This window comes from Sphingomonas lacusdianchii (genome assembly GCF_022664395.1).
GTDB classification, from domain to species: domain Bacteria; phylum Pseudomonadota; class Alphaproteobacteria; order Sphingomonadales; family Sphingomonadaceae; genus Sphingomonas; species Sphingomonas lacusdianchii.
Map to the genome: position 1 here is coordinate 1 of NZ_JAKRET010000022.1, position 22,348 is coordinate 22,348.

Consider the following 22,348-nt stretch of genomic DNA (forward strand, 5'->3'; position numbering starts at 1 on the left):
GTTCTCCTTTCGAAGTTTCAGCCCGAGGGCACCGGTAAGCTCGGTGGGCAGATGCCATTGCCAACAAGCATCACGTCATCAGACGCACTCCTTTCTCGCGCCACAACGGCGCACACCAGCCCCCCTCTTCGGGGCCGCCATACGCGCGGTCGATCTCATAGAAGGCGAGGATGGTACGCATAGGCAGGCTCCTGGTGCGACTGGCCCGGTTGGCCGTCCCGCCCGTCTCGCTCCCCCTTCCCTTCTGTTCTGGGCTTCGCGCAGCGACATGCACCGCGCATTGCACCGCGCCTCAAGGTGGGCAGTCAGGCCGCTCGGAGATCGAGCGTGCCCATCAAGGTGGTCGCCGCCCCGAAGGTGCGTAGCGTGGACGCGATTGTGGGTCTGAGGCGTGCCTTGCTCGACACGATTACCTCCGGGGAGAGCGGCGCGCCGTCCGCGTCAGCATAGCCGGTCGCGAGTGTGCCGATCGTGGTCTCCACCCGGATAAGGTGACCTCCGTTGGGACCGGGTCCGACGTGGCGGGCGGTGAACTCACCGAGTTTGCCGGTGAGGCCGTGGATCGCTTTGCCCCAGCGGATATGTCCCGCAGCCATGTTCTCGTTTGCGGCGTAGCCGCGGTCGAGCCAGGTTCGCAGATGGGCGCGCTGCTGTAGGCGAGTGTTTCGCGTCCGCTCCATGGTCCGGCAAAGGGGCAGGACGTCGGCGATCTCGTCCAGCAGGCGCAACCCGTCGTCTTGCAGCGCGATCAGCACGTCGTCGAACTCGCGGCCGGCGAGAAGTTGCGTCAGCTGGTGTCCGGCCGCGATTGCCCCGATTGTCGGGCTTTCGGCAGAGCGGTGATCCGCGGCGAGGCTGTCAGGAACCACGAATCCGGCAGGCGTCAGGATGACGATCATGGCCTCGTCGGCGCCGGGCCGAGAGAGGATCAGGGTCAGGAAGTCCCATGCCGTTCGCGACGGGTCGCCGGTTGCGACATCTGCGGCGTCGATGATGGCGAGCCGGCGAGACCAGCGCGCGGGCCTCGGTTCGTCTGTCGGTTTCGGCCACGCGCTGGGAAGCGGCCGACCACTCGGCGTCGCTGTAGGCGCGGGCGGCGGGAAGTTGCTCTCCCGTAAGATGGCCAGATTGCTCCGGCGCGCAGCGTCGAACAGATCTGTTCGGTCGCCGCCTCCATCGGTGAAGCCCTGGTCGTAAGCGGCATGGAGCAGCGCGAGTGGGGCGTTCGAGGGGACGCCGTCAGGGTAATGGTGGGGCCATCCGACATGGGCGGCGTACCAGCCATCGGCGTAACGGCAGCTGACGTCCCAGTCGTAGCCGTATTGCTCGTGGCCGTGCAGGATGGCGATGTCGCGGTCGTTGCCGCGGCCCGACTGGACCTGCTGCTCGGTAAAGGCGAAGTTGGTGGCCTGCCGCTGCGCCTCGGTCTGATCGCGGATCGCGTCGTTGATCGGGCGCATCGCGGCGATGCGTTCGCGGCCTCGAGCCGTCCGGTCCTGAAGGGGCGCGTCGGGCGGCAGGTCGGGAAAGTCGCGCCACGCGGCCGCGATCGCCGCTGCGTGTTCAGGGGTCCGGCCTCGGGTGAGCCATGTACTCACGTCGGCGGGGTCGAGACGCTCTTGTGCCATGACAGCCTCGCGGAAGAGAGCGAGCGGTCCACCACGCATCGCGCGGCGGACGGCCGCGGTTGGGTCAGACGGCGGTCGGAGCCGGGAGCGCGAGCCATTCGGGTTCGTCGTTCGCGATCGGCTTGTCGAAGTCGGCGGCCTCGGCTTCCGTGAACACCGTGGCGGTTGCGAGGGAGCCGAATCCGTTGTCGTTGTTCCAGAAGGAGAGCCCATGGGTGCTATCGCGGGTCGCGAGCACGAAGCCGTCGAGACCCTCGTGGGCACCGACATCAAGGCGCTTGAAGGCGCGTTCGAGGATGCCCTGGGTAGTATGCCACTGGATGCCCTCGTCGGTGATGACGACGCAGCCGCCCCCGAAGTCGCCGACCTTCAGTCGATCGCTGCCGTAGGACCAGGCAAAGCCGCAGGGCAGAGCCGCCTTGCAGGCGCGGAAGATGAGTTTGGCGACCTGGTCGACTCCGAACTGGTCGCCGGTGAAGGTGACGCGCACGTTGTCCTCGCCCTCAGCGTCCTCGATGGCGATGCGAGCGTCGAGATACGGGAAGTTCCAGTCTTCGAAGAGCTCGAGGAAGCTCTCGAACCGATTGTCGCCCTTGGGTGGGAAGACAGCGCGAAAGCGTTCGTCGAGCGTGTCGTAGGCGGCGGCGAGCTCGTCGTCGGTGCCGTTGGTATCGAGAAGGTCGACCGCCTTTTCCGCTTCCCGGAGGAGTGCGGCGTCCTCGCGCGACATCAGGAGGGCGAAAGCCGCCTTGAGATAGCTGTTCGACATGGGACTCTCCGTTTGCTTAGAGCGCCGTCAGGCGGTTGCGGCCTTGGTCAGGCGCGCGCGGGCGACCGCGGCCTCGTCGGGAAAGGCTGCGGCGAGATTGGTGTGGAGCGTCTCGAAGTCCGCGACCGGGAATCGGCCGTCCGCACCCGGCCGGGTGACGTGAAAGGCGCTGATCAGGATTTCGCTTGGATTGCTGTGAACCTGGGTCGGGGTGGCGTCGTCATAATTGACGGGCGCACGGAATCCGGCCTCCAGCCAAGTCCCAAGGCCCTCCTCGACCGCCTCGGCATAGGTACGAACCGCCTCGTCGAGCTCGTTCTCGACGTGGAGCACGAGGGTAACGTAGGTGCCGAAGTCGTGGCGATTGGCGAGGCCGGAGAGACGGCATCCCGGAGGTGGCGAGCCGTACCGGGCGATTACCGCATACTTATAGGTCAGCACCTCGAGCTTGTTCAGGGCGTCGAAGTCGGGCGTCTGTCCGAGCTGGGCGCAGTCCTCGTTGGCGGGCGCGCCGCCAATGTCGACGAAATAGGGCATGGGGATCTCCGTCGGTCCCTATCGGACCACGCAATCCCTCCCCCCTCTCCTTCCCGTTTGGGCACCCGGAGCGGTCTTCGGCCGCTTAGCGCTTAGCGCGGGGTTGTCTTATGGTTGGCTCGCTCGAGCAGCACGAAGATGATCGTCATCATTGGGAGCGCTACTAGGGTAAGGTTCGGATCGATGACCATGGTGCCTACGAGCACTGCGGTTGCAGCCAGGAGGAAGGCGAGCGATCGCCAAAATCCGGGGGATCCTCGCGAGAGGTCGGTGACCGCCTTAGCCGCGGTCGAGCGGGCTGACTTCTGTGAGGCTTGGGAATCCGACATGCGTGATCTCCTCTCGGCGAGTGTAGCATGGCCTGCAATTCGCGGTCTCAACAAATCCGCGCCTATTTGGCTAGTCTGGGAACAGGCGGCGCTTCATCTCGGCCTGGTATTCACCGTCGGACAGACCGAGGGTCTTCAGTCGGTCGGTCTCCAGCGTAGCTGCGAGGTCGGCGGGAAGGATCGCCCAGGGGCGCGCGATGGCAATGGCCTCTGCCGCTGTCGATAGCTCTCGCAGGTCTGTGCCCCTCCAGACGACGGTTTCTTCTTCCCCCACCTCCTCGGGGTCAGGACGCAGTACCTGCACGAAGAAGGTCTCAAGCGGCCGGTCCCATCCGATCGCAACAGAGGTCGCGCCACGAAGGCCGGTAAAGGTGTGCCTGCTCATTGGTCGTCCTTCCCGTAGGCATCTTGGCGTTTCAGAGTGTGACCCAGGCGGTTTGCCATGCTCTCGGGGCGGCCTCAAAGCGAAGAACGCCCACGATGTCCTCGACTCCGAACGCGACGCATTCCTCGAGCCAGATGACATAGCAGGCCGATTCCGCGAGTTCGGTCGCCAGTAACTCGTCCATCATCGACGCCTCGCGGGCCATCTGTTCCGGCAAGGCGTCCCAGTCGAGGGCGTCCAGGAAGCGGTTTCGCCGCTCGATGAAGCGGATCAGACGGTGTTCGTCGGCCTTGGCGATGGCGATAGCCTGGTGGATGCGCATGGCTCGTCTCCTCTCGTGGACACGATCTCCGCTCCCCCTCTCCTTCCCGTCGGTACGACGGGTCAGGCTCCGAGCTGCTCACGCAGGACGTCCGATCGGACGGGATAGGCAAGACGCGGAAGCGAGTGGCCGGTGCGGCGTGCCTCGCGGGTGAGTTCGAAGCAGTAGGTGAAGAGTGGGCTCTGCCGCGCGCTGGTGAGGGCGCCGGTTCTTCGGCATCGATCCAGCCAGACGCGGGGATGCTCCGTCGGCCTCGGGCGTGGTGCGCCGAGGCGAACCAGTTGATCGATCGCGCCGGCGTGGCCGCTTTCGAGATTGCGGATCTTGGACAGGGTCCGCTCGGAGATGGTCTCGCCGGCGATGCGCAAGACCTGCCGCGGCCTTGTTCGACCACGATACGCCCCGGAGAGGGCGGCATAGACACCCCCGCAATGGCCGTACGCCGGATCGGAAAAGCTGACGACGGCTTCGATGCGCGGGCGCGCCAGACGCAGGAGGCGAAAGGCGCGGGAGGTGAAATAGCTCTCCCCGTTCGCGGCCACGCTCGGAAGACAGAGCAGTCGTTGAAGCACGCAGCCGCGCGCGGCGTCTGAGAACCCGGTGTGGCGCGTGATGACGGCGCCGGTCGCGGGGACGCCGAAGACGATCAAGCCGTCGAGCGAAGCAGCACCGCCCTTGCCGGGTCCGAACAGGCCGACCGCGACCTGCGCGGCGGGGTAGCGTGGAAGATAATGGTGGTCCGCCAGGAAAGCGCGGGCCGTTTCGTGACCGAGTATATCGACCGCGTAGCGGCGGGGATCGATTAGCGTGTCGTTGGACACGTACAGGCTTCGCCGGTCGCGCCAGCGTTGGCTCCGGGTGGTCAGCATGATGGTCGCCCTCGTTGGTCTGCGGCCTCGGTCATCGGCGGGGAAGGCGGAGCGTGCGCGCGATGTGGCCGGCGTACACCCCCACGGCGGACCAGTACGCCGCCAAGGGCGGCTTGTGGGTGTGCCAGCTCTTCTCGGCGCGGCGTCTAGCATCGCGCTGCAGGTCGAGCAGGACGAGGCGGAGCGCTTCCTGCGCGGCAGGGTCTAGGTCGCGCAGCGCGTTGATGGCCGGCAGGCCGAGGACGGGATTGCGGATCTCCGCGCGCGATGAGCGCTGGGTCACATGAACCATGTGTCGATCCCGTCGAGTTCGAAGGCGGCTTGCCGGTTGTCGATGGTCAGCGCGAGCGCGCCGGGTTTCACCCAGATCTCGCGCGGCGACAGCGTGAAGCGCTCGCCGGCATCGGCCAGGAGCAAGGTTTCTCCTACCGTTTCAGCGATGCCACGCGATGCAGGCGGCGGAATCGCGTTACCGACCCATTCCCGTTTCTCGGCGTCCGATGTCCCGATCAGGTCGATGTACTCGGTCGGATCGAGGATACCTTGGATGACCAGAAGCTCGGCCGACGTGAACGGGCGATGCCAGGTGCCGTCGAGTGCGACGATGCGGGCCACAAGGCGATCGTCCTTGGCCGGCAACGAAGCCGGAAGGTCCTCCAGCTCGGGTTCGCGCGGGTCGGCAACCGACCAGCTGCCGTTGCACTTCTTGGCGAAGCCGGGGATCGCGCCGGTGTGCTGATCCCATCCGACGATGCCGTAATGGGTCTGCGAGACGTAGTTCTGCCGGTCGGCGCGGCCGAGCGCCCGCGGCCTCGGATCGGCAACCGAAAGCGCACCAGAGCCGACCCGGTCGGAACCGGTCACCGTCGGAGCGGCCGCGTTTGCCGGCACCACGCGCATCTTGTTGCCGTGCTGGCCGAGTTCACCCGAGCGATAGAGAGGATCCGCGACGACGAACGCGCCCATCCCTGTTGTCGAGGCGCCGATCACGGCGTTGGTTGGGCTGTCATAGGCGCAGACCCGGTATTTGCCGTTGGTGTGGCGACCTTCGCGAGCGCGCGGGTCGGGTACGGCGCTCGCAGGGTGCGTCAATTTGACGATCTTGAAAGTGTTGTTGAAGCGCGGGCGGTCCTGTCTCGGATCCGCGACGGCGTTGGGTCCTGAGCCGACCCACATGTTCGCCGTGACGACGCCGGCGGGCTCGTCCCAGGTCCGGATACCGAGTTGGACGCTGGCGGGGTGCCCGTTGATGCGTGGGTCAGCGACCGAGTGGGCGCCGGTGCTAGGCTTCGGTGACCCGCTGACGACGCCTGTCGAGCCGTTCCAGCCGATGACGCCGAGAACGTGGCGGTGCGTCGCCGGTCCATAGGCAGGCGTCGGATCGGCGATCGAGAAGGTGGCCACCCCATTCGCCGCGGTGACCGGGGCTTCCGCCCTACGGCCTCGGGCATGGATCTTCGGATCGGCAACGCTGAGCGCGCCGCCCGCCACGTGCGCGGCGCCGCTCACTACCCGGGAGGTGGCATCGTAGTGGGCGACCGATAGAAGACTGGTGTGCGTATCAGGTCGGTAACCCGGGCGCGGGTCGGCAACAGAGTATCCGCCATTGGTTGGGCCACCCCGGCTGCTGACCACGCCCACATGGTCGACCCAGTGCCGCACGCCGAGATAGCCGGTGCCGTCGCGAGAGGAGAAGGCACGCGGATCGGCAACGGAGAAACGTCCCTGGCCAGGTGCGCGCGCGCTGGTGACCAGCGGACTGCGATCTTCCCAGCGGCAGACGCCGTAGGCGTTATCGCGCAGGGGTAGTTCTGGCCGGATGCCGTAATCGCGCAGGACCCCGTTTTCCACGGCGAGCTTGTTCAGCGATCGCCAGTCCGAGCCGGCCTCGACAAAGGCGAGACGAACCCATGTCTGCCATTGCAGGGACGGAACGCGGTGCATCGGGCCGGCGAGCGGATCACCGGGCAAGGGCATCTGCCCGATGACCTCTCCCACCCCGCGGAGCCGGAACTTGCGGGGCTGATAGATGAAGGGGGGGACGCGCTCGGTATGACGGGCGATCAGCAGGAATCGCTTGCGGCTCTGCGCGAGGTGCCCGAGCTCGCCGCAGTCATGACGGCTCTCGTTGACCGAGTAGCCATAGGCGCGGAGCAAGGCGATAATCTGGTCGAGCAGCCAGCGTCCGCGCGTCTGTATCCGGGGCACGTTCTCGATGAGAATGACCCTGATCGGATCGTCCTTATAGGCCTCGAGGGTGAGCCAGATCCCGCGAAGGGTGAGGGCGTTCAGGGCTTGGTACTTGTCGGTGAGGCTCTTCGCCTGCGACAGAAGGCCGCTGAAGCCCTTGCATGGCGGGCTGAGCAGCATGCACGTGAGGGTGCCGAAGACGGCGCGGATGTCGGCCGGGACGGCTTCGCGCCAATTCCGGTCGGGTTCGCGGCCGTGAAAGGCGCGGTACTGGTCGCGGCTGAACAGGTCCATGACCGTCCCGGGCACCCCCGTCAGGCGCTCGAAATTACGGATCGCCCCTGGATCGACGTCGATTCCGCCGGCGCATTCCCAGTGGGCGACCATGTTGCCGACCATTGGGCGCGCCATGCCGAAGCCCTTGGCGCCAGCCCCTATTCCCGCGAACAGATGGCCGTGGCGGTAAACTCGGGTGATGGGAGCTTGAAGCATGGGACCTCCGGAGGTGTCGCGGGGGCAAGGTTGCCCGCGCCGCGCACCTTCCCGCTCCCCCTCCCCTTCTCAGGCTGCTTCGCGCCGCTCGTGGTAGATGTCGGCCGCCCAGGACTCGACCCAGCCCGCGGTGATTTCGTCATGGTCGAGGTCGCCGCTCTCGATCAGGTCCCGGATCTGCTGGCGGGCAAGCGCGATCGCGGTTTCCCATGGGTCAGATGCTGTCGGCGACGATGGCACCGGTTCGTCGGCCTCGGCCAGGAAGCGTGCAGGCGAGGACGTGCGGGCGCACTGTTGGCGATACCAGCGTTCCAGATGATCGGCGACGAGGTGATCCGTCTTGCGTACACCGCGCCGAAGTGCGTCCTGTCGGGCTGCGATGCCGTACGCTTGCGAGTCAATCGAGGCGATCCAGCGCGCGAACGGAGCAAGGTATGGCAGGGCGTCGCCCTTGACGCCGAAGGCGTGGATCTTGGTGCCGATCGGCAGCTCGCGGCTCAGCCGCTCGACCACGGCGATCAGGCCTTCTGGGCCGTGTATCGGGCGTCTGCACATGCTTCCGACCCCGACGACGGTGCCGGGCAGCATAAGGCCTTCCAGCGCGTCGAGACAGCGGATGTAATCGGATGGGGTCCGCCCTTGCAGGACGGGCATAAAACGCTCGCGGATGCCGAGGTCGACGGCGCGGGCGTGGCATTCCCGGTTGGTGGCGATCGTCCGCGAGATGCGGTCGCGCACCTCTTCCCGGTCGTGGGCGACCTGTACTTCGCAGCAGTAGTCGGCGCTGGCGATCCGTCTGAACGGAAAGGAGGCGGCGAGCGCCATGTAGTCGTCGATCGACCACGGCATGCCGTTGTAGGCAACGGTCATGGTATAGCCGGCGCTATCGAGGTCGATGCTGGCGAGGTCGGACGCGTTGGCGAGTGTGCTGGTCCGCCATCCCCTCCAGTCGCGCCAGCCATCGACCTTGCGCCAGCGCGAAAGGCAGTTTGCAGAGATCAGTACGGGCGCGCGCAGCGCGGCGGCGCGCTCGAGGAGCGCACCGCGGGCGAGATGCGGCAGACCGATGATGATCTCGATCCCGGACGGATGCAGCGTCGTCATGACGGGACGAAAGGGCGCGGACATCAGAGGTCCTCACGCAGCATGATTGTGAGGACGCGGCGGGTGACGCTGGCATCGGCCGGATTCTCCGAGCCGTACTCAAGAGCCGTGTCGTAATAGTCGATCGCGAAATAGATGCGCACTTCGTCGATGGCGAAGTCGCCGCGGTTGCGCTCCGGGACGCCGTCGGGGAATTGGTACTGGCGGATCTCCTGAAGAAGGCGGGCTTGCGCGATTGCTTGGGAGGCCAGGCTGTCGTTGGACAGGCTCGCAAGGCACGTGCGCGTAACGACGATGCGGGCGGTGCGGTCGAAGCCCTGCCGGCAACGGTCGTTGAGCCGGGCGATAGCCTCGCTCCGGCTGGTCGTATCGTGATCAATCATGGGAGTGCTCCCTTGAACCTGGAGGGGGTTGCCGGCGATCAGGCAGCGAGGGCGGGTTGCTCGCGTCGGCCTCGGTCCGGAAAGGCAGCGTGGAAGCGGTCGAGCCAGCTGGCGAGCGTCGGGCGAGCGTCGAGCGGGATGGCACCGGCGACGTCCTGAAAGCGGATCAGCTCGGTCGGGGCATCCCGAGCGATGCGGTCGACCTCGTCGGCGGGGAGGAGCCGCTCCTGACGAATGAACTGGGTCATCGATCCAGGTCGGGCGCGAGTGCTGCGGCGCCAGAGCCCTTCGACGGTGTGGAGGCGCGGTGCTGCCCGGGCCTCGACCAGAACGATAAGGCGCAGGCACCATGCGGGGAGCTCGCGGATCTCGCTGGGCGCGTTGGCCACGCACAACCAGCACGCGCTCTTTGGAGGGACGGGCAAACCCTCGGCCTCGATCCGGCGAATGCAGGCGTCGCGATCCCAGCCCCACTCACGCAACGGGTACTGGCACTCATAGCGCGGATCATCGATCGAGAGCGCATGGTTTGCCCGCTTGGTGTCGCGCGGCCCTGCGTCGTAGCCGATCAGGCGAGTGACGCGCTGCCCGCGTTCCCATGCGTCCAGCGCGGGACGCCATCGGGCGAGGTACGCGTCCTGTGGCGCCTTCTTGTACTTCAAGCTGCAGCTGGACCCTCCCAGCGACTTGCTGGGAAGGGTGGCATTGGTCAGGCACATCTCCAGGATCCCGTAATACGGGGGCCAGTGTTTGAACCGCTTCGGAGTGTAGGAGACCAGCTCGAAAGGAATGCCGCGATCGCGCATCCATGGCCGGATCACGTCGAGATAGGCGTAGGTCGCCGGCTTCTCGACGCCGGTATCGGCGCTCAGACAGAGGTCGGGCGCCTCGCCGCGGGCGTGTTTCTCGATGAGAAGCGCGGTGCTGTCGACACCGATGCCGTAGGCGAGGACGACGGGCGGGGCCGGGATCATGCCGCGTCTGCCGGCGCGAGCGGTGCAATCGCGATCGCCAGGTTCTTGCGAGTCACCGTGATGGTGACGGTGCGGTCCTCCGGGACGAGGTAGTAGTGACCCGAGAGTAGGTCCCGCAGACGGTTGTCGAGCGCCGCGTCCCCGCCTTCGAGAAGGCCGATGATCCGTTCGGCCGCATCGCGTTGGAACCGCTCCTGCTGGGTGTCGTAGCTGTCGGCCGCGGAGTCCTCGTTGGCCGAGAAGACGGCGCTCTCGAACAGGTCCGCGACATCCATTGCGGAGAGGTCCGAGCCGCGGCGGACGAACACGCGTGTCTCATCGACGGAGTTGCAGGAAAACTGGTCGGGACCGAAGGCCACGTCAGCGTCGCAGGCGACTTCGACAAAGGCGCCGGCGTGTGACAGCGTGGCGTGCAGGGTGATCGCATCGACCCATCCGTCGTCGGCGTCGGCGGGCGCTTCCACCCCTTCAGAGATCGTGAATTGGCGTTCGCCCTGAATGATGGCGAACTCGAGGGTCTCCACCCGGGCCAGCTTGTCGTACCAGCTATATCCCTTGAGGGCGTCATTCGCGTCGACCAGCGGTCCTCCGAAAGGATTGTGCTTGGTGATCGCACGCTCGGCCGGGATGGCTACCAGTGCCTCTTGGTCGGGCATCAGCACCATGGCCGGGTCGGTCGTTCGCACGCCGGTTTCGTAATTGCGGTACTGGTCTGCCGCGGGCGCAGCCCAGGTGAAGAGGTAAGGCTCGGCCTCGGAAAGCAGGACACCCAGATCACGGGCTTCGGTCCAGTTCTCGAACGACAGGCGATGCGTGCCTTTCGCTGCGATGGCGCGGTACAAGGTGCATTGCACCGCGGTTCTCAGGTCCGAAACGCCCTCATTCTCGACGACTTCCTTGCGAGCCGGAAGGACGAGCTGGATGTCGGGTGCGTTGACGATGTCGACCCGCGCGATCCAGTGGTCGCCGCGGTCGACCTCGGTCAGGTGAGGCAACCGGCAGGGGATCGTCACGCCGTGGAAGTTCAGCGCCGCGTCGCGGGAGGAATAATGCGAGGCCGGCACTCTACGGATGCCGATACGGGTGCCCTTCCAGGTTTCGACATGGACGGCGTCGGCGAGCCAATCGTGCTGCTCCTGGGGCTCGCCATTGAACGTCACCGGGACCGGGAAGTAGCGAGCCGCTGTTGCGACATCGCGCTCGATGGTAGTCAGCCATTGCTCGGGCATTCTGACGGTCAGCGACGTCCCGTAGGGGATCGGGTCCGAGGAGATCGCGATTGGGCGGCTCGTCTCCCAGGCTGAAGCGGGAATATGAGCCATCCAGCCCTGACGATCGGGCCGCGAGTAGGAGCGGATAATGACATCGCGGCCAGCGAGGCTGAAGACGCCCATGCCGGCAGGATCCTCGGCCCGGCGTGTGTCGTCCGACCAACCGGAGCGGCCGAGCGTCACGATCGAGGCGGGATCGGCGATGCCGTGGCCGTCATCGACGACCTGGAGATAGGTGGCGTCGCTTGCGGTGATGACCGTGACGGCGACGATCGTGGCCCCTGCCCTGCGCGCGTTCTGGAAAAGCTCGCAGATCACGTCGTACGCGGTGTTGTTGAACAACCGAGTGACCTTGGTGATGGTCTCGGGCGCGACGGCCGTCGCGATCATGGCGGGGATCATGGCAAGCTCCTGAAGCTGGCGTGACTGTTCACGCCTGCTCGCCCGCTCCCCCTTCCCTTCGGCCTCGGTGTGCTTCCGACCTACAGCCCGTCATCGTCGCTGGCAGGGCCGGTCTCGGCGGAGCCGGTGATCACGAATTGTCCGTTCTCGCCGCTGTCCTTGGCGGCGTAACCGAGGGCGGTGAGCCCGGCGCGGAGGTGGCCATGGTAGGTGGCTGCTGCGGTGTCGCTGGCGAAAGGTGCCTTTTCAGGGCTCGTGCCTGCGCGAACGGGCAGGAGAGCCGAGACGGCGACGTGATCGATCAGGTAGCCGTGCCAGTCAGGATTGAGCGGCGTATCGACCCGCGCCTGCCAACGGCCATCGTCCTGCTGGCGCAGCAGCTTGATCGTAAGCACACCTCCCATCCCGCTCGAAATGTCGAAGCGCTGACCCGCTTGCGGCCGGAGAAAGCGTCGCCAGACCCGCAGCACGAGCGGATTGTCGCGCACGGCTCGTAGGAAACCAGCATAGTCCCAGGACAAGGGGTCGGGCTGGTCGTGGCGGGCGGCGCAGGCTGGGAACCCGGACGTCGTTGTCCGGGGCTGCAGATACTCTGCGGTGCAGACGGTCCAATCGCCGTAGAGCTTGCCCTCGTGCGGTAGGCAGTCGCCCTCGAGCTGGATGGAATGCTCGCCGAAGCCATTGTGGAAATGAACTGCCGCTTTTGGGAAGAACCTTTCCAGGACCTCGCGCGAGCCGCGGATCTTCACGTCGCTGCCGTAGGTGGTGTGGACGTAGCTGAGCGGCCCGATCTTCGGGCCTTCGGCGCCCCAGTCGGTCATGTCCTGATCGATGCTGGCGCGGCCGTGGAAGAGATAGAGATAGACGCTCATCGGAGCTCACTCCCGAGAGAAGCGGCGCTGTGGCCGCGAGGGATGGCGCAGTGCAGTTGCACCGCGACCTCAGGCCAGGTGGACTTCCTTGGTGATCGGAGCGGTGCTCTCGACGCGGGTGGCGCCGAGACTGTCGAAGGTCTCGACGTCGTTGCGCTCGGCGTAGCGGTCCTTGGCGACGAGCCCGTAGATCGGATCTCCGGAGTAGCGGGCAAAGCCGAGCGCATCGACGCTCTGGACCCGGCGAAACACAACACCGACCATGCCGGCGGGAACCCAATCGGCCCAGTCACCGGATGCGGAAACCGAAGCGTACTGACCGATGACAGCCTGATAGGCGGCGCGACGGCGTAGCGTGTTGTTCTCGGTCGCCGGCACTTCTTCGCCAGTGAAGGCGCCATAGCGTGCAGGGTGCCACGCTCGAACCGAACGGCGCGCGTTCTCGACCTGAAGGGCGATCCCGGCTGTGGGGAGACGCCGGAACTCGGTCGCGAAGCCGAGCAGGACGAGCGCCCAATCCACGTCCTCCTCGTAGTAGATATCGTCGCGGCGTAACGCCTCGGGCATCGCGGCTTGCCGTTCGTCGGAAAGGACGTACCCGCCATGATCGGGCGTGGTGACGTGCCAGATCCCGGGCAGGACCTGGTCGGTTGTCTGCGGAACACCCCATTTCGTGTCCTGCGGTGCTGGGACGGCGGTAAAGCGGGTCATCTGTCGGCTCCTCTATGGATCGACAGATCTCCTCCCCCTCCCCTCCAGCCTCGTTGCTGTTGGGCCGAGTGCGGGGCAGTAGGCCGCATGGACGTGTGGCTCTATTCGGCGCCGGAGAAGCTTTGGGCGCTTACGAACGATAGCGAGGGTAGCAACTTGCCCGACGACCTGGGGCCGTGGGTGCCGGTGCGCCCCGTGGTTCTGCGTGAGGACGCGTCGGACGAGCAGCAGGCGATCGAGCTGATCGCCGAACACGGGTTTTGCTGCTTCGATTGATCGGACGCTTCTTGCGGTCCAGATCGTCGCCGCGCGCGACTACTGACCAATGTGCAGCTGATCGAGTATCGCCGCTTCCAGACCATCGGCCTCGAGATCCTCGCCGTGGATGGTCACCACCGGCGCGACGGTGCGTAGCTTTTCGACCTGCCGCAGCTTGACGCCGAGCGTGTCGGCGTCGTGTGCCGTTACGATTTCCAAGGCCGCTTCCATCACCTCGCCGGTCGTGAAGTCGCGAAGGTCGAGCAGCATGTCGGGGCGCATGTCGCCGATGCTGGTAGCGACGTCGAAGAGAAGGCGCTTGAAGCCGATCCCGATTCCGCGACGGCGCAGACGGTATTGGAGATCGAGCAGCCCGACGATGGTTTGCCGTTCGGCCGCGTTGTGGATCGCGACGAAGTTGGAGGGACGTGCGATTGGCTGAGCATAGGCGCGCAGTGCCGCATAGCCCTCGCGCGGATTGTGCTCGCCCACGACGGCGAGGACGAGGTACGGGGCGCCGATCTGGCGCTGGTGGATGCCGATGTGCCGGATCCGGTTCTTAACCTCCAATTCGCGGCCTTCGGCGAGCGTGATGGTCGTTCCTGATATGTCGACGGCGTAGAGCAGGAGAAAGGCTTGTGGGGCATGGCCGGTCGGCCACTTCTTGGCCGCCTGTCGCAGCTTGGCGAACACGATCCCGCGTTCATAGGGATCGATGTGAGTGTAGAAGTGACGGGCGAGCGGGATGCCCGGGGCAATTTCGACGCGTTCGGCCGCGCGGCGCATCGCGGCGAACTCGCTTGCCATCGACGTCGTCCGCGGCTCTCCGGCCTCGAGTGGCTCCACGACATTGACGTGGGCCATCTCCATGAGAAGCCATAGCAGGCGGGCGAGGCGCGGAATGGCGACGCCGCGGGTGCGATCGTCAGGTTCAGCCTCGTCGGGCAGTTGCGCGAGCTTCTCCGGCGCGAGCCGGTGCGCGGAGAACATGCCGTCTGGCTCGTTGATCGTGCGCGGTGTCGCTGTTGCCTTCTCGCGGATGCGGGGAGGAGCCTGTTCGCGGTAGAACGGGCAGTCGAGTTCATGCTCGGGTCGCCGTTGCCGGACGCTGGTCAGTCGCCGGAGATAGTAGGTTTCGGCTTCGGAGAGGTAGGCCGGGGACAGGAGCGGCGGGGCTTCCGTCTCGCCCAGGCAGTCGCAGGCGATCCATTGATGGTGGTCGCGTGCCTTCACAACCATGATCACCGATGCGCGGTGGTCGCTGTCCTCGCCCTCCCCCATGTACCAGCGGACGAGCGCTCGCCGCACGACGTCCGGCAGGGGCGTGCGTTGCTGGAGTCCACGAGTGTCGCGCGGGACCAACCACATGCGTGCGACTATACGATATTATACTTGCAAGGTCCACGATGTTCACGGTACGTTCACCGCCAAGGAGAAGCGCGCCATGAAGACCGATTGCATCGAAGCTTTCGACCTCGATCTGACGCTCAAGGACGCGTCGACCGATCCGATCATCCGTCCGACACGACGCATGATCGCGGTCGCGTGCATCGGTATGGGGCCGGAGGACGCCTACTACTCCGTGCGCGAGCTACGCGAGGCGATCGAGTGGATCCACGAGGGTGAGCCCTCGGGCAAGCGCAAGCTGACGCAGATCCTCGGCAACCAGTGCGACGACTTTCAGCGGTGCATCTACTACGCGCTGGCGGGCAAGGGCATCGTTCTGATCCTCGACGACCTGCTGTGGCTGGAAGGCGTGCTGGAAGCGCGCGGCCGGTTCGCTGGCGAGCTGTTCCGCATGAAGCGACCGACCATGCCGCTGGTCTCGCCCTATGTGGCGGCCGAGCCTGACGGCCCTGTCGGGCGGTTCGACACCGGCTTCGAGATCGGGGCGTCCTGGTCGTTCGATCCGGGACCGGGCTATGATGCGGTCGATCACGTCGTCGATCCGAAGCTGTCGCGCTGACGGCAAAAAGAAAGGCGGCCCTGGCCGGAGCCGGGGCCGCCCGTCTTGTTTCGGGGGTGGTGCTTCAACGTCGCTCGCATGCGAGCCGTTCCCCCCGTCGCCATTTCTCCGGGTCGATCCACTCTCCTGAATGAATCCCGCGGCCGTGGCTGCGTGCCTCCTCGAATGCCGCGACATAGCGGGTAGCGCGTTCGGGATCACTCTTCAGGTATTTGACAGCCGGCACCGCGAAGCCCTGCGCAATCAGCTGCTCGCCAACATCGGAGCCGTCGACACTGACGATTGCCACGGGGCGGCCGTAGCTGCTGCTGCCGACCAGCTGGATGGTTGCCTCGCCGCTTTTCAGCATTCTTGCCGTCGCGTCTTGGGCGAGCCTTCCGCACGGATAGCAGGAGCCTGCTTGCTCGCAGAGCTGCTTCTTTTCGACCGCATCGGCGCCGGAAAACCGGAAATCGATCGACACGGTGTCGCCGTCCAGTGCCCGCGCATCGCCCCGGATCGTGGGTTCGTTCCGACCGCTCTCCGGACTGGCGCCGCAAGCCGTCAGGGCGACCAGAAGCAGGAATAGGGCCGCTCTCATGCGAGCCGCATCTCGAGCACGACGTCGGGGCCGTCGACGACGGCCGGGATGATCCGAAGTGGCTGGAGAGGGTTGCCGGTGCGAACGACCGAAATGCAGCTTGCACCGTCATCAGCCATGCGCGCTGCAATGCGCCTTGCATTGTCGTTGCTGCAGAGCGCCCGGCGTTTGGGGCTGAGAGGGACGTGGTCGGGAAGCGCGATCATGACCGTGATCCTGAGTTAGGTGGTGGGTGGCAATCAAGCGAACACCGTCTTGTGGACCTTCGTCTCCGGGACGACTGTCCAGGACAGATGGCGCAAGCCGCTTAGCCGGTACTCCGGGTAGCTGACGCCGGGCCTGGACAGCGCGACCCTGCGGCCTCGTTTGTGGACGGTGAACTCTGCGCCCTCATAGCCGTCGGTGAACCTGAACGGGGACGGCAGGCGAATCCGCATGCCATGCTCGAGCGGGCGCGCGGCGCGGGCCAGATTGTCGATGCAGCGGCGTCGCCAGTTGAGCGCGGACGGTTCGTCGGTATCGCCAAGCAGGGCGAGGATCCGCTCCGGGCATTCGGCTTCGCACGGCCCCATGTGTTCAGTCAGTCGGGTAGGATTGGTGCTGCTCATGGAGTCAGCCCTGATCCCCCCGCCGAACCGCACGTGCAGCTTTCACCGCATGCGGCTCTCCACTGTGACGAACCATCACTTTGCCGTAGATCGGGCAGGCGGCCTCTGTGAGTATCCCAGTGGCATTGCTCGCACAGGACCACCGTCCTGCGGGCGCGTGCCACCTTCATTCTCACGACAAAACCGCGGTGCGAAACATCGGCCATCCCCCGGATATGGTGCACCTGACACGGAACATCGGATCGACCGCAAGCCTCGCATTGCTTGGCATTCTGACGATCAACCCAGTCCGTACGTGAGTGGGTGAACACCTGCGTCCAAGGCTGGATATCAATCCTGGACGAGGTGGCCGGATCACGTTTCAGATGAGCCAGTTTCCAGACTTTGACCGATCGGGGCTGGCCATCGACGTCGTAGCCGATGGTGAATTCCTGCCCCGTCCTCATGCGGGCCACGACCGCTCGCACATTGGTTTTGTGCTTGCTGGCCAAGGTCTTGAACAAGCTCCACCGCTGGAGAAACTCAAGCCTGTTCAGCTTGAAGCTCACATCCTTGGCGAGAGCATAGTAGTTCGCAAAACCCCGCAATTCGGCGTTGTAAGCTAGGACGATCTCAACGTCGCTGCAGCTGAGCAGCAGGCTACGATGACGCGGCTTCAACACCGACAGATCACCATAACCTTTTGCAGAAGCGAACGCGTGGACCTTCTCCCAAGGGACATGCAGCTGCATCACTTCCGACGGCGGCCTACGAAGGAAGCTGACGGAACCTTGTCGGCTCCGGACAACCCGTTGGCGTGTCGTATATGTGCGGACCTCATATCCAAGGAAGGCGGCTCCATCGCTCGCCTTGCGGATACCGCTTTTCTCCTCGGACACCGTGAGCGCCAGCGCCTCGGTCAGGAATGCCCTGACTTCGGCGAACACGCTTCGTGCATCCTCCTTGCTACCGATAACCCCAATCATGAAGTCGTCCGCGTAGCGACAGTAACGAAGTCGGCGATAACCGGGGTCCATCGCGTCTCTCGACGGGATGGACCGCTCTTGCGGCAGTAAGGTTTGGATTTTGGCCAAGGAGGCCGCAACCTTCACCTCGTCGACATTGTCTTTGGCCCGCAGCATGGTGACGCGCTTCCGTTGTTTCTGGATGCGCCCAGCCAGTCGCCCATATTCCGGGTTCGTGGCACGGACCTTCCCCCTCTCGAAAGCCGCGATCCGTTCCGCCATGAACATATCGAGTTCATGGAGGTAGATGTTGGCCAAGATTGGAGAGACGATACCGCCCTGCGGAGTGCCGCTGTAGGTCCGGGTGTGAACCCGGTCTTCCATAACACCCGCCTTAAGCATGCTGCCGATCAAGCCGATGAATTTCTCGTCATCGATCCTTTTCCGCAACAGCCGCAGGAGGATGTCGTGGTCGATGTTCTCGAAGAACCCCGCGACATCCACATCTACGAGCCATTTCACCCCCGTCCATACGGCTTTGACGTGTTCAAGCGCCGTATGACACGACCGGCCCGGCCGGAATCCATGGGAGGCGTTCGAGAACACCGGTTCATAGATCCGTTCGAGCAGTTGCCGCGCCACTTCCTGAACGAGGCGGTCGTCGCGCGTGGGAATGCCCAGCGGACGCCGTTTGCCCTTGCCTTTCGGGATAAACACCCGACGCACTGGTTTGGGATCATAGGTCCCTGCCGTCACGCTGGCGATAATCGGGTCGAGGTCTTCCGGTCCGAAGTCCGCGAAGGTCTCGCCGTCAATACCCGGCGTCATCGCACCCTTGTTGGATCCGATCTTCTGGAGCCCCTCCTCCCAAAGGAGGCGAGACCCCATCAGACGATAGAGTCCATTCACCCTTTTGCCCGACGCAACGAGCGCCGGAATGGCCTCCAACCGGCCTTTCACAGTTTCTGGCAGCATCAGCACACCCCATGATCGGTGGTTGAAGAATCACAGCTGCCGCCCTTCCCCCGGTCTTCCCCGCTTTCGGCCCGATCGCTCGAGACCTTATACAGTTGCACCGCCGCCTCCGAAGAGGTCGATGTCCCGGGCATTACCCCGGGCATTTGAGTAATATGGCGGCTCCGTACCCATGCAGGCCGGCAGAAGCCGCCTGTTTAGGGCATCCCGTAGTTACGCTGAATGGAGATGCGGCGCGGTTAGGTGTCCCGTTCGTCCACTAAACCCCTCGACGAGAGGCGCACCGGATGGGCTGAGAAACAGGCGGCCAAGACATGAGACCGCTGTCATCATCCGGACCTGGCGTGACAGTCGCTTTCGCCAGTATCGCTATATAGATTGCTGCAGACTGGGATTTAAGCAGTGTAGCCTTCACCATACGCACCTTGCCCTGACCGTCATCGCCTCCATTTGCGACTAAGACGCATCTGGCCTTTTCCGAACATGCTATTGTTCCCCGTCCCTTTCGGGATTTCAGACCTTGTGAGGCCCGAGGTTAGTCCGGCGAGCAGAGGCATTCTCAACTTACCTCATCATCACTGATACTCCATTTCAGCGCCGCAACGGCGCACTGTCCTTGTACCCGAACACGTAGCCCTCCCGGTCGCGAGGGTTCCATTTGACCAGGCACACAATCGCGAAGGTTGGCTCGTCGACTCCGTCGGTGCTCGGCACCGCGGCCGCGTAGTAGACCTTGTTGCGCAGGCAGGAGGACGCGACGATCCGCAGCGCCCTGCCCTTACCGGCAGGGTCGCGCTGGTCATAGGTGAACTGGGCGTCGAGATACGCTTTCGGGGTCGAATGCGGCTGCATCGACGACAGCGGCATGGTGAGCCAGCCCATTGCTAGTCCTTTCAGATCTGGGCCGCATCAGAGGCGGCGTGGGTCAAGGAGGTGAATCGCGGACGTCTCGAGAGCGGGCCGGTGAACGTGGCTCACCAGCTGCGCGACGCGGGCGCGGACGCGCTCGTCTGGAAGATCGGACCGGCCCTCGGTGAGTGGTGGCACCCGCGTGTTCGTCACCTCGGTGAACAGGATCGACAGCACGCGCGCCTCGATCTGCTGAGCGAGGTCGTGGATTGCGCGGCCCTGTGCGAGCTTCTCGTGCCCGGGGGACATCTCAAGCCAAGTCATGGGAGCGATTGCCTCGCTCATGCGAGCGAGCAGGCCGAGCCCGTGGCCGAAATCGCTGTGGTAGTGGATCAGCGACTGGCGTTCCGGTGAGAGCGCATCGAACGGCGCGTAGAGCCGATACTGGTAGCGAGGGGGCGCGCCCGTCACGCGTACGCGGGTGGCAAGGACGTCCATCACATCACCCGACCAAAAGGGCGGGTTCGGCTGCCGCAGGGGCGAGATGCAGCTCGCGTCGTAGGCGGTCTGCGAACCGAGCAGGGTTGAGGAGCTCGCGGATGGCGGCAAACCGCCGGCGGTCGCCCAGGAGGTCGTGCTGACCTCTGACCCGGCGAAACGACACTTCGTTCTCGGGGCCGAGCGCGCCAAGCGACAGCTGCACCCAGACCTCCTCGCCGTGAAGGGTTATTTCACCCGATACGGACGGATCCGACCGGTTCGACCGGATGGTGTAGCTGCCCTCGGGAAGGGTGAGCGCATTCGCCAGATTGCGCATCGCCCTGCGCCCGTCCGCATGAAAAAGGTCCTTGGCGACGGCATCGTAGGAGACGCCCCGGATGGCGAGCGTGAGAAGGGCCGGGAAGCGCTGCAGCTCCGCAATGCGCTCCGTACAGCGGCGTCGTAAGATCGCTTCGGCGGGCCGGTTCTGCGTCACCGTGGTGAGATGTCGGGCCAGCAGGATCACTGCGGCGTCGCTCTCGTAGTCGACCCCGGCATTGCGGCAGTCCTCGATCGCGCGTGTCAAGGCATGGACGCCGGCGGTGATGGTGGACAAGGCGCTCGGGTCGAGCGCCTGTTGATGGCGAAAAGCAACGTCGTAGGGCATGGCGATCTCCGGATCCTGAGCGCCTCTCGCGCTCACCGGCCCGCTTCCCCCTCCCCTTCCCTGGTCCCGGATCAGAGCATCAGACCCACAGGATCCGACGATCGAGCGGCTGCCGCGAAGCCACGCTGCCACGCATCGGCGAGCCGGCTGCCACGTCGATAGTGACAGCCGGTGCTACCGAGCACGTACCCCCGCCAACCCTGCTTTTCGGCTTCCCAGATGGGATCGCGCCTGGACGGCCCGAGGAGCCGCATCAGGTCGAGCGTCATGTCGGATCCTGATCGGCTTGCGCGATCATCAGGTCGATGGCGTCCTCGATCGCCTGCTCATCGTCGTTCACGACCCGCAGATTGGGGCGGTGCTTGCGGACGGCCTCGGCGACGGCCGCAGGGGTGTGCCCCTTCAGGGGATAACCGTAGACCTTCCCGTCGTCGATCACGATGAGCTGCCTCTTGAAGGAGCGCCGGAGCCGCTTCGTCTCCTCGATCCTCCCGATCATCGCGGCTACCTCGAACTCGAGCGTGTGTTGCAGAGTGGTTCCGTGGAACTCGCGCGCGGGGCGGTTGGCGGCGAGCCACGCGTCGACCTCCTTTTCGGTGAGCGCGCCGACCTGGTGGAAGTCGTCCGCGGCGCCATGTCCGCGGTTCGAGGCCAGGAAAGCGCGAGCGCCGTCGATCCAGATCTCGGCGGTATAGCAGGTCGTCTCCTCCGAGAGCGCGACCACGACCTTCAGCTTCTTCAGTTCGATGCGCATGAGTGCGACTCCTTGATTGACTGGTCATGCCGCGAGCGCCTCGGGCTCGTGCCACTCGACCTTGGCATCGCCGCTGGCGTCGTGACTGGCGGGTCGGGCGAGGTCGCGCAGGTAATTGAAGGCCTGCTCGGCCTTCGACGCGGCCTTGATGATCGCGCTGGAGTCCGACTTCAGGATGCGAAGCCAGTGGTCGATGTAACTGGCATGATTGTCATGGAGATCGCCGGGTAGGCCGAGTTCGGCGCAGATCAGGCACTGGCCGATGGAGGCGACGAGTTCCTCGAACGCGTAGGCGTTGTCGCCGAACTTCTTGCCGAACTCGCGGTCGAGCCGGCTCGCGGCGCCTGACCAGTGGGTGTATTCGTGCCCCAGCGTGCTGGCATAGTGGTCGTCCGACCGGAACGCCCCGCGGTTCGGCATCTGGATGTAGTCGCCAATCGGCGAGAAGTAGGCCTGGTCGCCGCCATGGCGAACCGTGCCCGGCAGGGTGCCGAAAAAGCCGTCAATGGCGGCGCGGTGCTCGGATTCGACGCGTGGCTCGGGCGGCGCGATCGTCGGATAGTAGTAGCTCGGCAGGCCGTCGATCTGGTCGACGTTGAAGACGATGTAGGATCGCAGGAAGCGGATGTTTTTGGTGGCCTCAGCACCGGTGACGCGATCGGTTTCCGTCTTGGAGAAACTGGAGAAGTAGACGCTCAGCGAGCCTCGCTCGCCGCGCCGCACCTGGCCGCCCAACTCTTCGGCTTGGCGATAGGTCATCCAGGTGCGGCTGCTATAGCCGCGGGCATCGCCGATCGCCCAAAGGTAGAGCGTGTTGATGCCGGTGTACGGGGTTCCGCAATGGCGTAGCGGACGCCCACCTGCCCCGGTGAGCCCCCAAGGGCGTGACCACGGCAGAACGCCGGATTCGAGCTTCTCGATAATGAGGTTGGTGATCTCGGCCGCGACGTCACGGCGCGGCGCATCGGGCTTGCGACGGAAGGTCATGATGGGTGCTCCCCGTTGGGCGGCATGGCGCCCGCGAAAAAA

Annotated in this window: 27 protein-coding genes; 2 read left to right on the forward strand and 25 right to left on the reverse strand. The window is 65.1% G+C overall.

Annotated elements, in window-relative coordinates:
• Positions 1 to 305: 305 nt before the first annotated feature.
• From MF607_RS19705 to MF607_RS19770, 14 genes are all read right to left on the reverse strand, one after another.
• Positions 306 to 1,628, reverse strand: coding sequence for a hypothetical protein (locus MF607_RS19705; protein ID WP_242121868.1), 1,323 nt, complete (start codon positions 1,626 to 1,628; stop codon positions 306 to 308).
• 64 nt (positions 1,629 to 1,692) lie between these two features.
• Positions 1,693 to 2,397 (reverse strand): hypothetical protein, encoded by a 705-nt coding sequence (locus tag MF607_RS19710; protein ID WP_242121869.1) that lies wholly within the window; start codon positions 2,395 to 2,397, stop codon positions 1,693 to 1,695.
• A gap of 27 nt (positions 2,398 to 2,424) precedes the next feature.
• On the reverse strand, positions 2,425 to 2,934 hold the full coding sequence (locus MF607_RS19715) for a hypothetical protein (protein ID WP_242121870.1): 510 nt from the start codon (positions 2,932 to 2,934) through the stop codon (positions 2,425 to 2,427).
• A 399-nt stretch (positions 2,935 to 3,333) separates the two neighbouring features.
• On the reverse strand, positions 3,334 to 3,648 hold the full coding sequence (locus MF607_RS19720) for a hypothetical protein (protein ID WP_242121871.1): 315 nt from the start codon (positions 3,646 to 3,648) through the stop codon (positions 3,334 to 3,336).
• 31 nt (positions 3,649 to 3,679) lie between these two features.
• The gene (locus tag MF607_RS19725) at positions 3,680 to 3,970 is read right to left on the reverse strand and encodes a hypothetical protein (protein WP_242121872.1); all 291 of its coding nucleotides are present in this window, start codon (positions 3,968 to 3,970) and stop codon (positions 3,680 to 3,682) included.
• 62 nt (positions 3,971 to 4,032) lie between these two features.
• Positions 4,033 to 4,839 (reverse strand): Mom family adenine methylcarbamoylation protein, encoded by an 807-nt coding sequence (locus MF607_RS19730; RefSeq protein ID WP_242121873.1) that lies wholly within the window; start codon positions 4,837 to 4,839, stop codon positions 4,033 to 4,035.
• Between the two features lie 31 nt (positions 4,840 to 4,870).
• Positions 4,871 to 5,131, reverse strand: a complete 261-nt coding sequence (locus MF607_RS19735; protein ID WP_242121874.1) for a hypothetical protein — start codon at positions 5,129 to 5,131, stop codon at positions 4,871 to 4,873.
• Entirely contained in the window at positions 5,119 to 7,521 is a 2,403-nt protein-coding gene (locus tag MF607_RS19740) for a DNA cytosine methyltransferase (RefSeq protein ID WP_242121875.1), read from the reverse strand. The genes MF607_RS19735 and MF607_RS19740 overlap by 13 nt, the downstream gene beginning before the upstream one ends.
• A gap of 69 nt (positions 7,522 to 7,590) precedes the next feature.
• Positions 7,591 to 8,625 carry a deazapurine DNA modification protein DpdA family protein gene (locus MF607_RS19745; protein WP_242121876.1) on the reverse strand — a complete coding sequence of 345 codons (1,035 nt, stop codon included), beginning with the start codon at positions 8,623 to 8,625 and terminating at the stop codon, positions 7,591 to 7,593.
• Positions 8,626 to 8,648: 23 nt separating this feature from the next.
• The gene (locus tag MF607_RS19750; protein WP_242121877.1) at positions 8,649 to 9,008 is read right to left on the reverse strand and encodes a DUF3768 domain-containing protein; all 360 of its coding nucleotides are present in this window, start codon (positions 9,006 to 9,008) and stop codon (positions 8,649 to 8,651) included.
• Between the two features lie 38 nt (positions 9,009 to 9,046).
• Complete coding sequence (locus MF607_RS19755) at positions 9,047 to 9,982, reverse strand: hypothetical protein (protein WP_242121878.1); 936 nt, start codon at positions 9,980 to 9,982, stop codon at positions 9,047 to 9,049.
• Positions 9,979 to 11,655: an ATP-binding protein gene (locus MF607_RS19760; protein ID WP_242121879.1), complete on the reverse strand. Its 1,677-nt coding sequence runs from the start codon at positions 11,653 to 11,655 to the stop codon at positions 9,979 to 9,981. The genes MF607_RS19755 and MF607_RS19760 overlap by 4 nt, the downstream gene beginning before the upstream one ends.
• An 80-nt stretch (positions 11,656 to 11,735) precedes the next feature.
• The gene (locus MF607_RS19765; RefSeq protein WP_242121880.1) at positions 11,736 to 12,527 is read right to left on the reverse strand and encodes a hypothetical protein; all 792 of its coding nucleotides are present in this window, start codon (positions 12,525 to 12,527) and stop codon (positions 11,736 to 11,738) included.
• Positions 12,528 to 12,596: 69 nt separating this feature from the next.
• Complete coding sequence (locus tag MF607_RS19770) at positions 12,597 to 13,238, reverse strand: DUF7007 domain-containing protein (protein ID WP_242121881.1); 642 nt, start codon at positions 13,236 to 13,238, stop codon at positions 12,597 to 12,599.
• A gap of 87 nt (positions 13,239 to 13,325) precedes the next feature.
• Between MF607_RS19770 and MF607_RS19775 the strand changes: the two genes are divergently transcribed.
• The gene (locus MF607_RS19775; protein WP_242121882.1) at positions 13,326 to 13,514 is read left to right on the forward strand and encodes a hypothetical protein; all 189 of its coding nucleotides are present in this window, start codon (positions 13,326 to 13,328) and stop codon (positions 13,512 to 13,514) included.
• 39 nt (positions 13,515 to 13,553) lie between these two features.
• On the opposite strand, the gene MF607_RS19780 is transcribed toward MF607_RS19775, so the two are convergent.
• Positions 13,554 to 14,864 (reverse strand): DUF8535 domain-containing protein, encoded by a 1,311-nt coding sequence (locus MF607_RS19780; RefSeq protein WP_242121883.1) that lies wholly within the window; start codon positions 14,862 to 14,864, stop codon positions 13,554 to 13,556.
• 76 nt (positions 14,865 to 14,940) lie between these two features.
• Here MF607_RS19780 and MF607_RS19785 point away from each other — a divergent pair, with 76 nt between their 5' ends.
• Positions 14,941 to 15,462, forward strand: coding sequence for a hypothetical protein (locus tag MF607_RS19785; protein ID WP_242121884.1), 522 nt, complete (start codon positions 14,941 to 14,943; stop codon positions 15,460 to 15,462).
• Between the two features lie 64 nt (positions 15,463 to 15,526).
• Here the strand turns inward: MF607_RS19785 and MF607_RS19790 are convergent, their stop codons facing one another.
• The 10 genes from MF607_RS19790 to MF607_RS19835 form a co-directional block, all read right to left on the reverse strand.
• Complete coding sequence (locus MF607_RS19790; protein WP_242121885.1) at positions 15,527 to 16,042, reverse strand: thermonuclease family protein; 516 nt, start codon at positions 16,040 to 16,042, stop codon at positions 15,527 to 15,529.
• Entirely contained in the window at positions 16,039 to 16,248 is a 210-nt protein-coding gene (locus MF607_RS19795; RefSeq protein WP_242121886.1) for a hypothetical protein, read from the reverse strand. The genes MF607_RS19790 and MF607_RS19795 overlap by 4 nt, the downstream gene beginning before the upstream one ends.
• 33 nt (positions 16,249 to 16,281) lie before the next feature.
• On the reverse strand, positions 16,282 to 16,650 hold the full coding sequence (locus tag MF607_RS19800) for a DUF6927 domain-containing protein (protein ID WP_242121887.1): 369 nt from the start codon (positions 16,648 to 16,650) through the stop codon (positions 16,282 to 16,284).
• Positions 16,647 to 18,569: a reverse transcriptase domain-containing protein gene (locus tag MF607_RS19805; RefSeq protein ID WP_242121915.1), complete on the reverse strand. Its 1,923-nt coding sequence runs from the start codon at positions 18,567 to 18,569 to the stop codon at positions 16,647 to 16,649. Before MF607_RS19805 ends, MF607_RS19800 begins: the two co-directional genes overlap by 4 nt.
• 591 nt (positions 18,570 to 19,160) lie before the next feature.
• Positions 19,161 to 19,451 carry a hypothetical protein gene (locus MF607_RS19810; protein WP_242121888.1) on the reverse strand — a complete coding sequence of 97 codons (291 nt, stop codon included), beginning with the start codon at positions 19,449 to 19,451 and terminating at the stop codon, positions 19,161 to 19,163.
• Positions 19,452 to 19,478: 27 nt separating this feature from the next.
• A complete protein-coding gene (locus MF607_RS19815) occupies positions 19,479 to 19,916 on the reverse strand; it encodes a hypothetical protein (RefSeq protein WP_242121889.1) in 438 nt (145 codons plus the stop codon).
• Between the two features lie 4 nt (positions 19,917 to 19,920).
• The gene (locus tag MF607_RS19820; RefSeq protein WP_242121890.1) at positions 19,921 to 20,565 is read right to left on the reverse strand and encodes a hypothetical protein; all 645 of its coding nucleotides are present in this window, start codon (positions 20,563 to 20,565) and stop codon (positions 19,921 to 19,923) included.
• Positions 20,566 to 20,636: 71 nt separating this feature from the next.
• Positions 20,637 to 20,834, reverse strand: a complete 198-nt coding sequence (locus MF607_RS19825) for a hypothetical protein (protein ID WP_242121891.1) — start codon at positions 20,832 to 20,834, stop codon at positions 20,637 to 20,639.
• On the reverse strand, positions 20,831 to 21,319 hold the full coding sequence (locus tag MF607_RS19830) for a hypothetical protein (protein WP_242121892.1): 489 nt from the start codon (positions 21,317 to 21,319) through the stop codon (positions 20,831 to 20,833). Before MF607_RS19830 ends, MF607_RS19825 begins: the two co-directional genes overlap by 4 nt.
• 24 nt (positions 21,320 to 21,343) lie before the next feature.
• Positions 21,344 to 22,306 carry an ArdC family protein gene (locus MF607_RS19835; RefSeq protein ID WP_242121893.1) on the reverse strand — a complete coding sequence of 321 codons (963 nt, stop codon included), beginning with the start codon at positions 22,304 to 22,306 and terminating at the stop codon, positions 21,344 to 21,346.
• Positions 22,307 to 22,348 lie beyond the last annotated feature (42 nt).

Excerpts from the sequence above, each read along its gene's own strand:
- MF607_RS19795 (WP_242121886.1), bottom strand. The coding sequence starts at position 16,248 with ATGATCGCGCTTCCCGACCACGTCCCTCTCAGCCCCAAACGCCGGGCG.
- MF607_RS19800 (WP_242121887.1), bottom strand. The coding sequence starts at position 16,650 with ATGAGCAGCACCAATCCTACCCGACTGACTGAACACATGGGGCCGTGC.
- MF607_RS19785 (WP_242121884.1), top strand. The coding sequence starts at position 14,941 with ATGAAGACCGATTGCATCGAAGCTTTCGACCTCGATCTGACGCTCAAG.
- MF607_RS19725 (WP_242121872.1), bottom strand. The coding sequence starts at position 3,970 with ATGCGCATCCACCAGGCTATCGCCATCGCCAAGGCCGACGAACACCGT.
- MF607_RS19755 (WP_242121878.1), bottom strand. The coding sequence starts at position 9,982 with ATGATCCCGGCCCCGCCCGTCGTCCTCGCCTACGGCATCGGTGTCGAC.
- MF607_RS19825 (WP_242121891.1), bottom strand. The coding sequence starts at position 20,834 with ATGACGCTCGACCTGATGCGGCTCCTCGGGCCGTCCAGGCGCGATCCC.
- MF607_RS19830 (WP_242121892.1), bottom strand. The coding sequence starts at position 21,319 with ATGCGCATCGAACTGAAGAAGCTGAAGGTCGTGGTCGCGCTCTCGGAG.
- MF607_RS19765 (WP_242121880.1), bottom strand. The coding sequence starts at position 12,527 with ATGAGCGTCTATCTCTATCTCTTCCACGGCCGCGCCAGCATCGATCAG.
- MF607_RS19835 (WP_242121893.1), bottom strand. The coding sequence starts at position 22,306 with ATGACCTTCCGTCGCAAGCCCGATGCGCCGCGCCGTGACGTCGCGGCC.
- MF607_RS19705 (WP_242121868.1), bottom strand. The coding sequence starts at position 1,628 with ATGGCACAAGAGCGTCTCGACCCCGCCGACGTGAGTACATGGCTCACC.
- MF607_RS19805 (WP_242121915.1), bottom strand. The coding sequence starts at position 18,569 with ATGCTGCCAGAAACTGTGAAAGGCCGGTTGGAGGCCATTCCGGCGCTC.
- MF607_RS19730 (WP_242121873.1), bottom strand. The coding sequence starts at position 4,839 with ATGCTGACCACCCGGAGCCAACGCTGGCGCGACCGGCGAAGCCTGTAC.
- MF607_RS19815 (WP_242121889.1), bottom strand. The coding sequence starts at position 19,916 with ATGGACGTCCTTGCCACCCGCGTACGCGTGACGGGCGCGCCCCCTCGC.
- MF607_RS19720 (WP_242121871.1), bottom strand. The coding sequence starts at position 3,648 with ATGAGCAGGCACACCTTTACCGGCCTTCGTGGCGCGACCTCTGTTGCG.
- MF607_RS19780 (WP_242121883.1), bottom strand. The coding sequence starts at position 14,864 with ATGTGGTTGGTCCCGCGCGACACTCGTGGACTCCAGCAACGCACGCCC.
- MF607_RS19820 (WP_242121890.1), bottom strand. The coding sequence starts at position 20,565 with ATGCCCTACGACGTTGCTTTTCGCCATCAACAGGCGCTCGACCCGAGC.
- MF607_RS19745 (WP_242121876.1), bottom strand. The coding sequence starts at position 8,625 with ATGACGACGCTGCATCCGTCCGGGATCGAGATCATCATCGGTCTGCCG.
- MF607_RS19770 (WP_242121881.1), bottom strand. The coding sequence starts at position 13,238 with ATGACCCGCTTTACCGCCGTCCCAGCACCGCAGGACACGAAATGGGGT.
- MF607_RS19750 (WP_242121877.1), bottom strand. The coding sequence starts at position 9,008 with ATGATTGATCACGATACGACCAGCCGGAGCGAGGCTATCGCCCGGCTC.
- MF607_RS19790 (WP_242121885.1), bottom strand. The coding sequence starts at position 16,042 with ATGAGAGCGGCCCTATTCCTGCTTCTGGTCGCCCTGACGGCTTGCGGC.
- MF607_RS19710 (WP_242121869.1), bottom strand. The coding sequence starts at position 2,397 with ATGTCGAACAGCTATCTCAAGGCGGCTTTCGCCCTCCTGATGTCGCGC.
- MF607_RS19775 (WP_242121882.1), top strand. The coding sequence starts at position 13,326 with ATGGACGTGTGGCTCTATTCGGCGCCGGAGAAGCTTTGGGCGCTTACG.
- MF607_RS19760 (WP_242121879.1), bottom strand. The coding sequence starts at position 11,655 with ATGATCCCCGCCATGATCGCGACGGCCGTCGCGCCCGAGACCATCACC.
- MF607_RS19715 (WP_242121870.1), bottom strand. The coding sequence starts at position 2,934 with ATGCCCTATTTCGTCGACATTGGCGGCGCGCCCGCCAACGAGGACTGC.
- MF607_RS19735 (WP_242121874.1), bottom strand. The coding sequence starts at position 5,131 with ATGGTTCATGTGACCCAGCGCTCATCGCGCGCGGAGATCCGCAATCCC.
- MF607_RS19740 (WP_242121875.1), bottom strand. The coding sequence starts at position 7,521 with ATGCTTCAAGCTCCCATCACCCGAGTTTACCGCCACGGCCATCTGTTC.
- MF607_RS19810 (WP_242121888.1), bottom strand. The coding sequence starts at position 19,451 with ATGGGCTGGCTCACCATGCCGCTGTCGTCGATGCAGCCGCATTCGACC.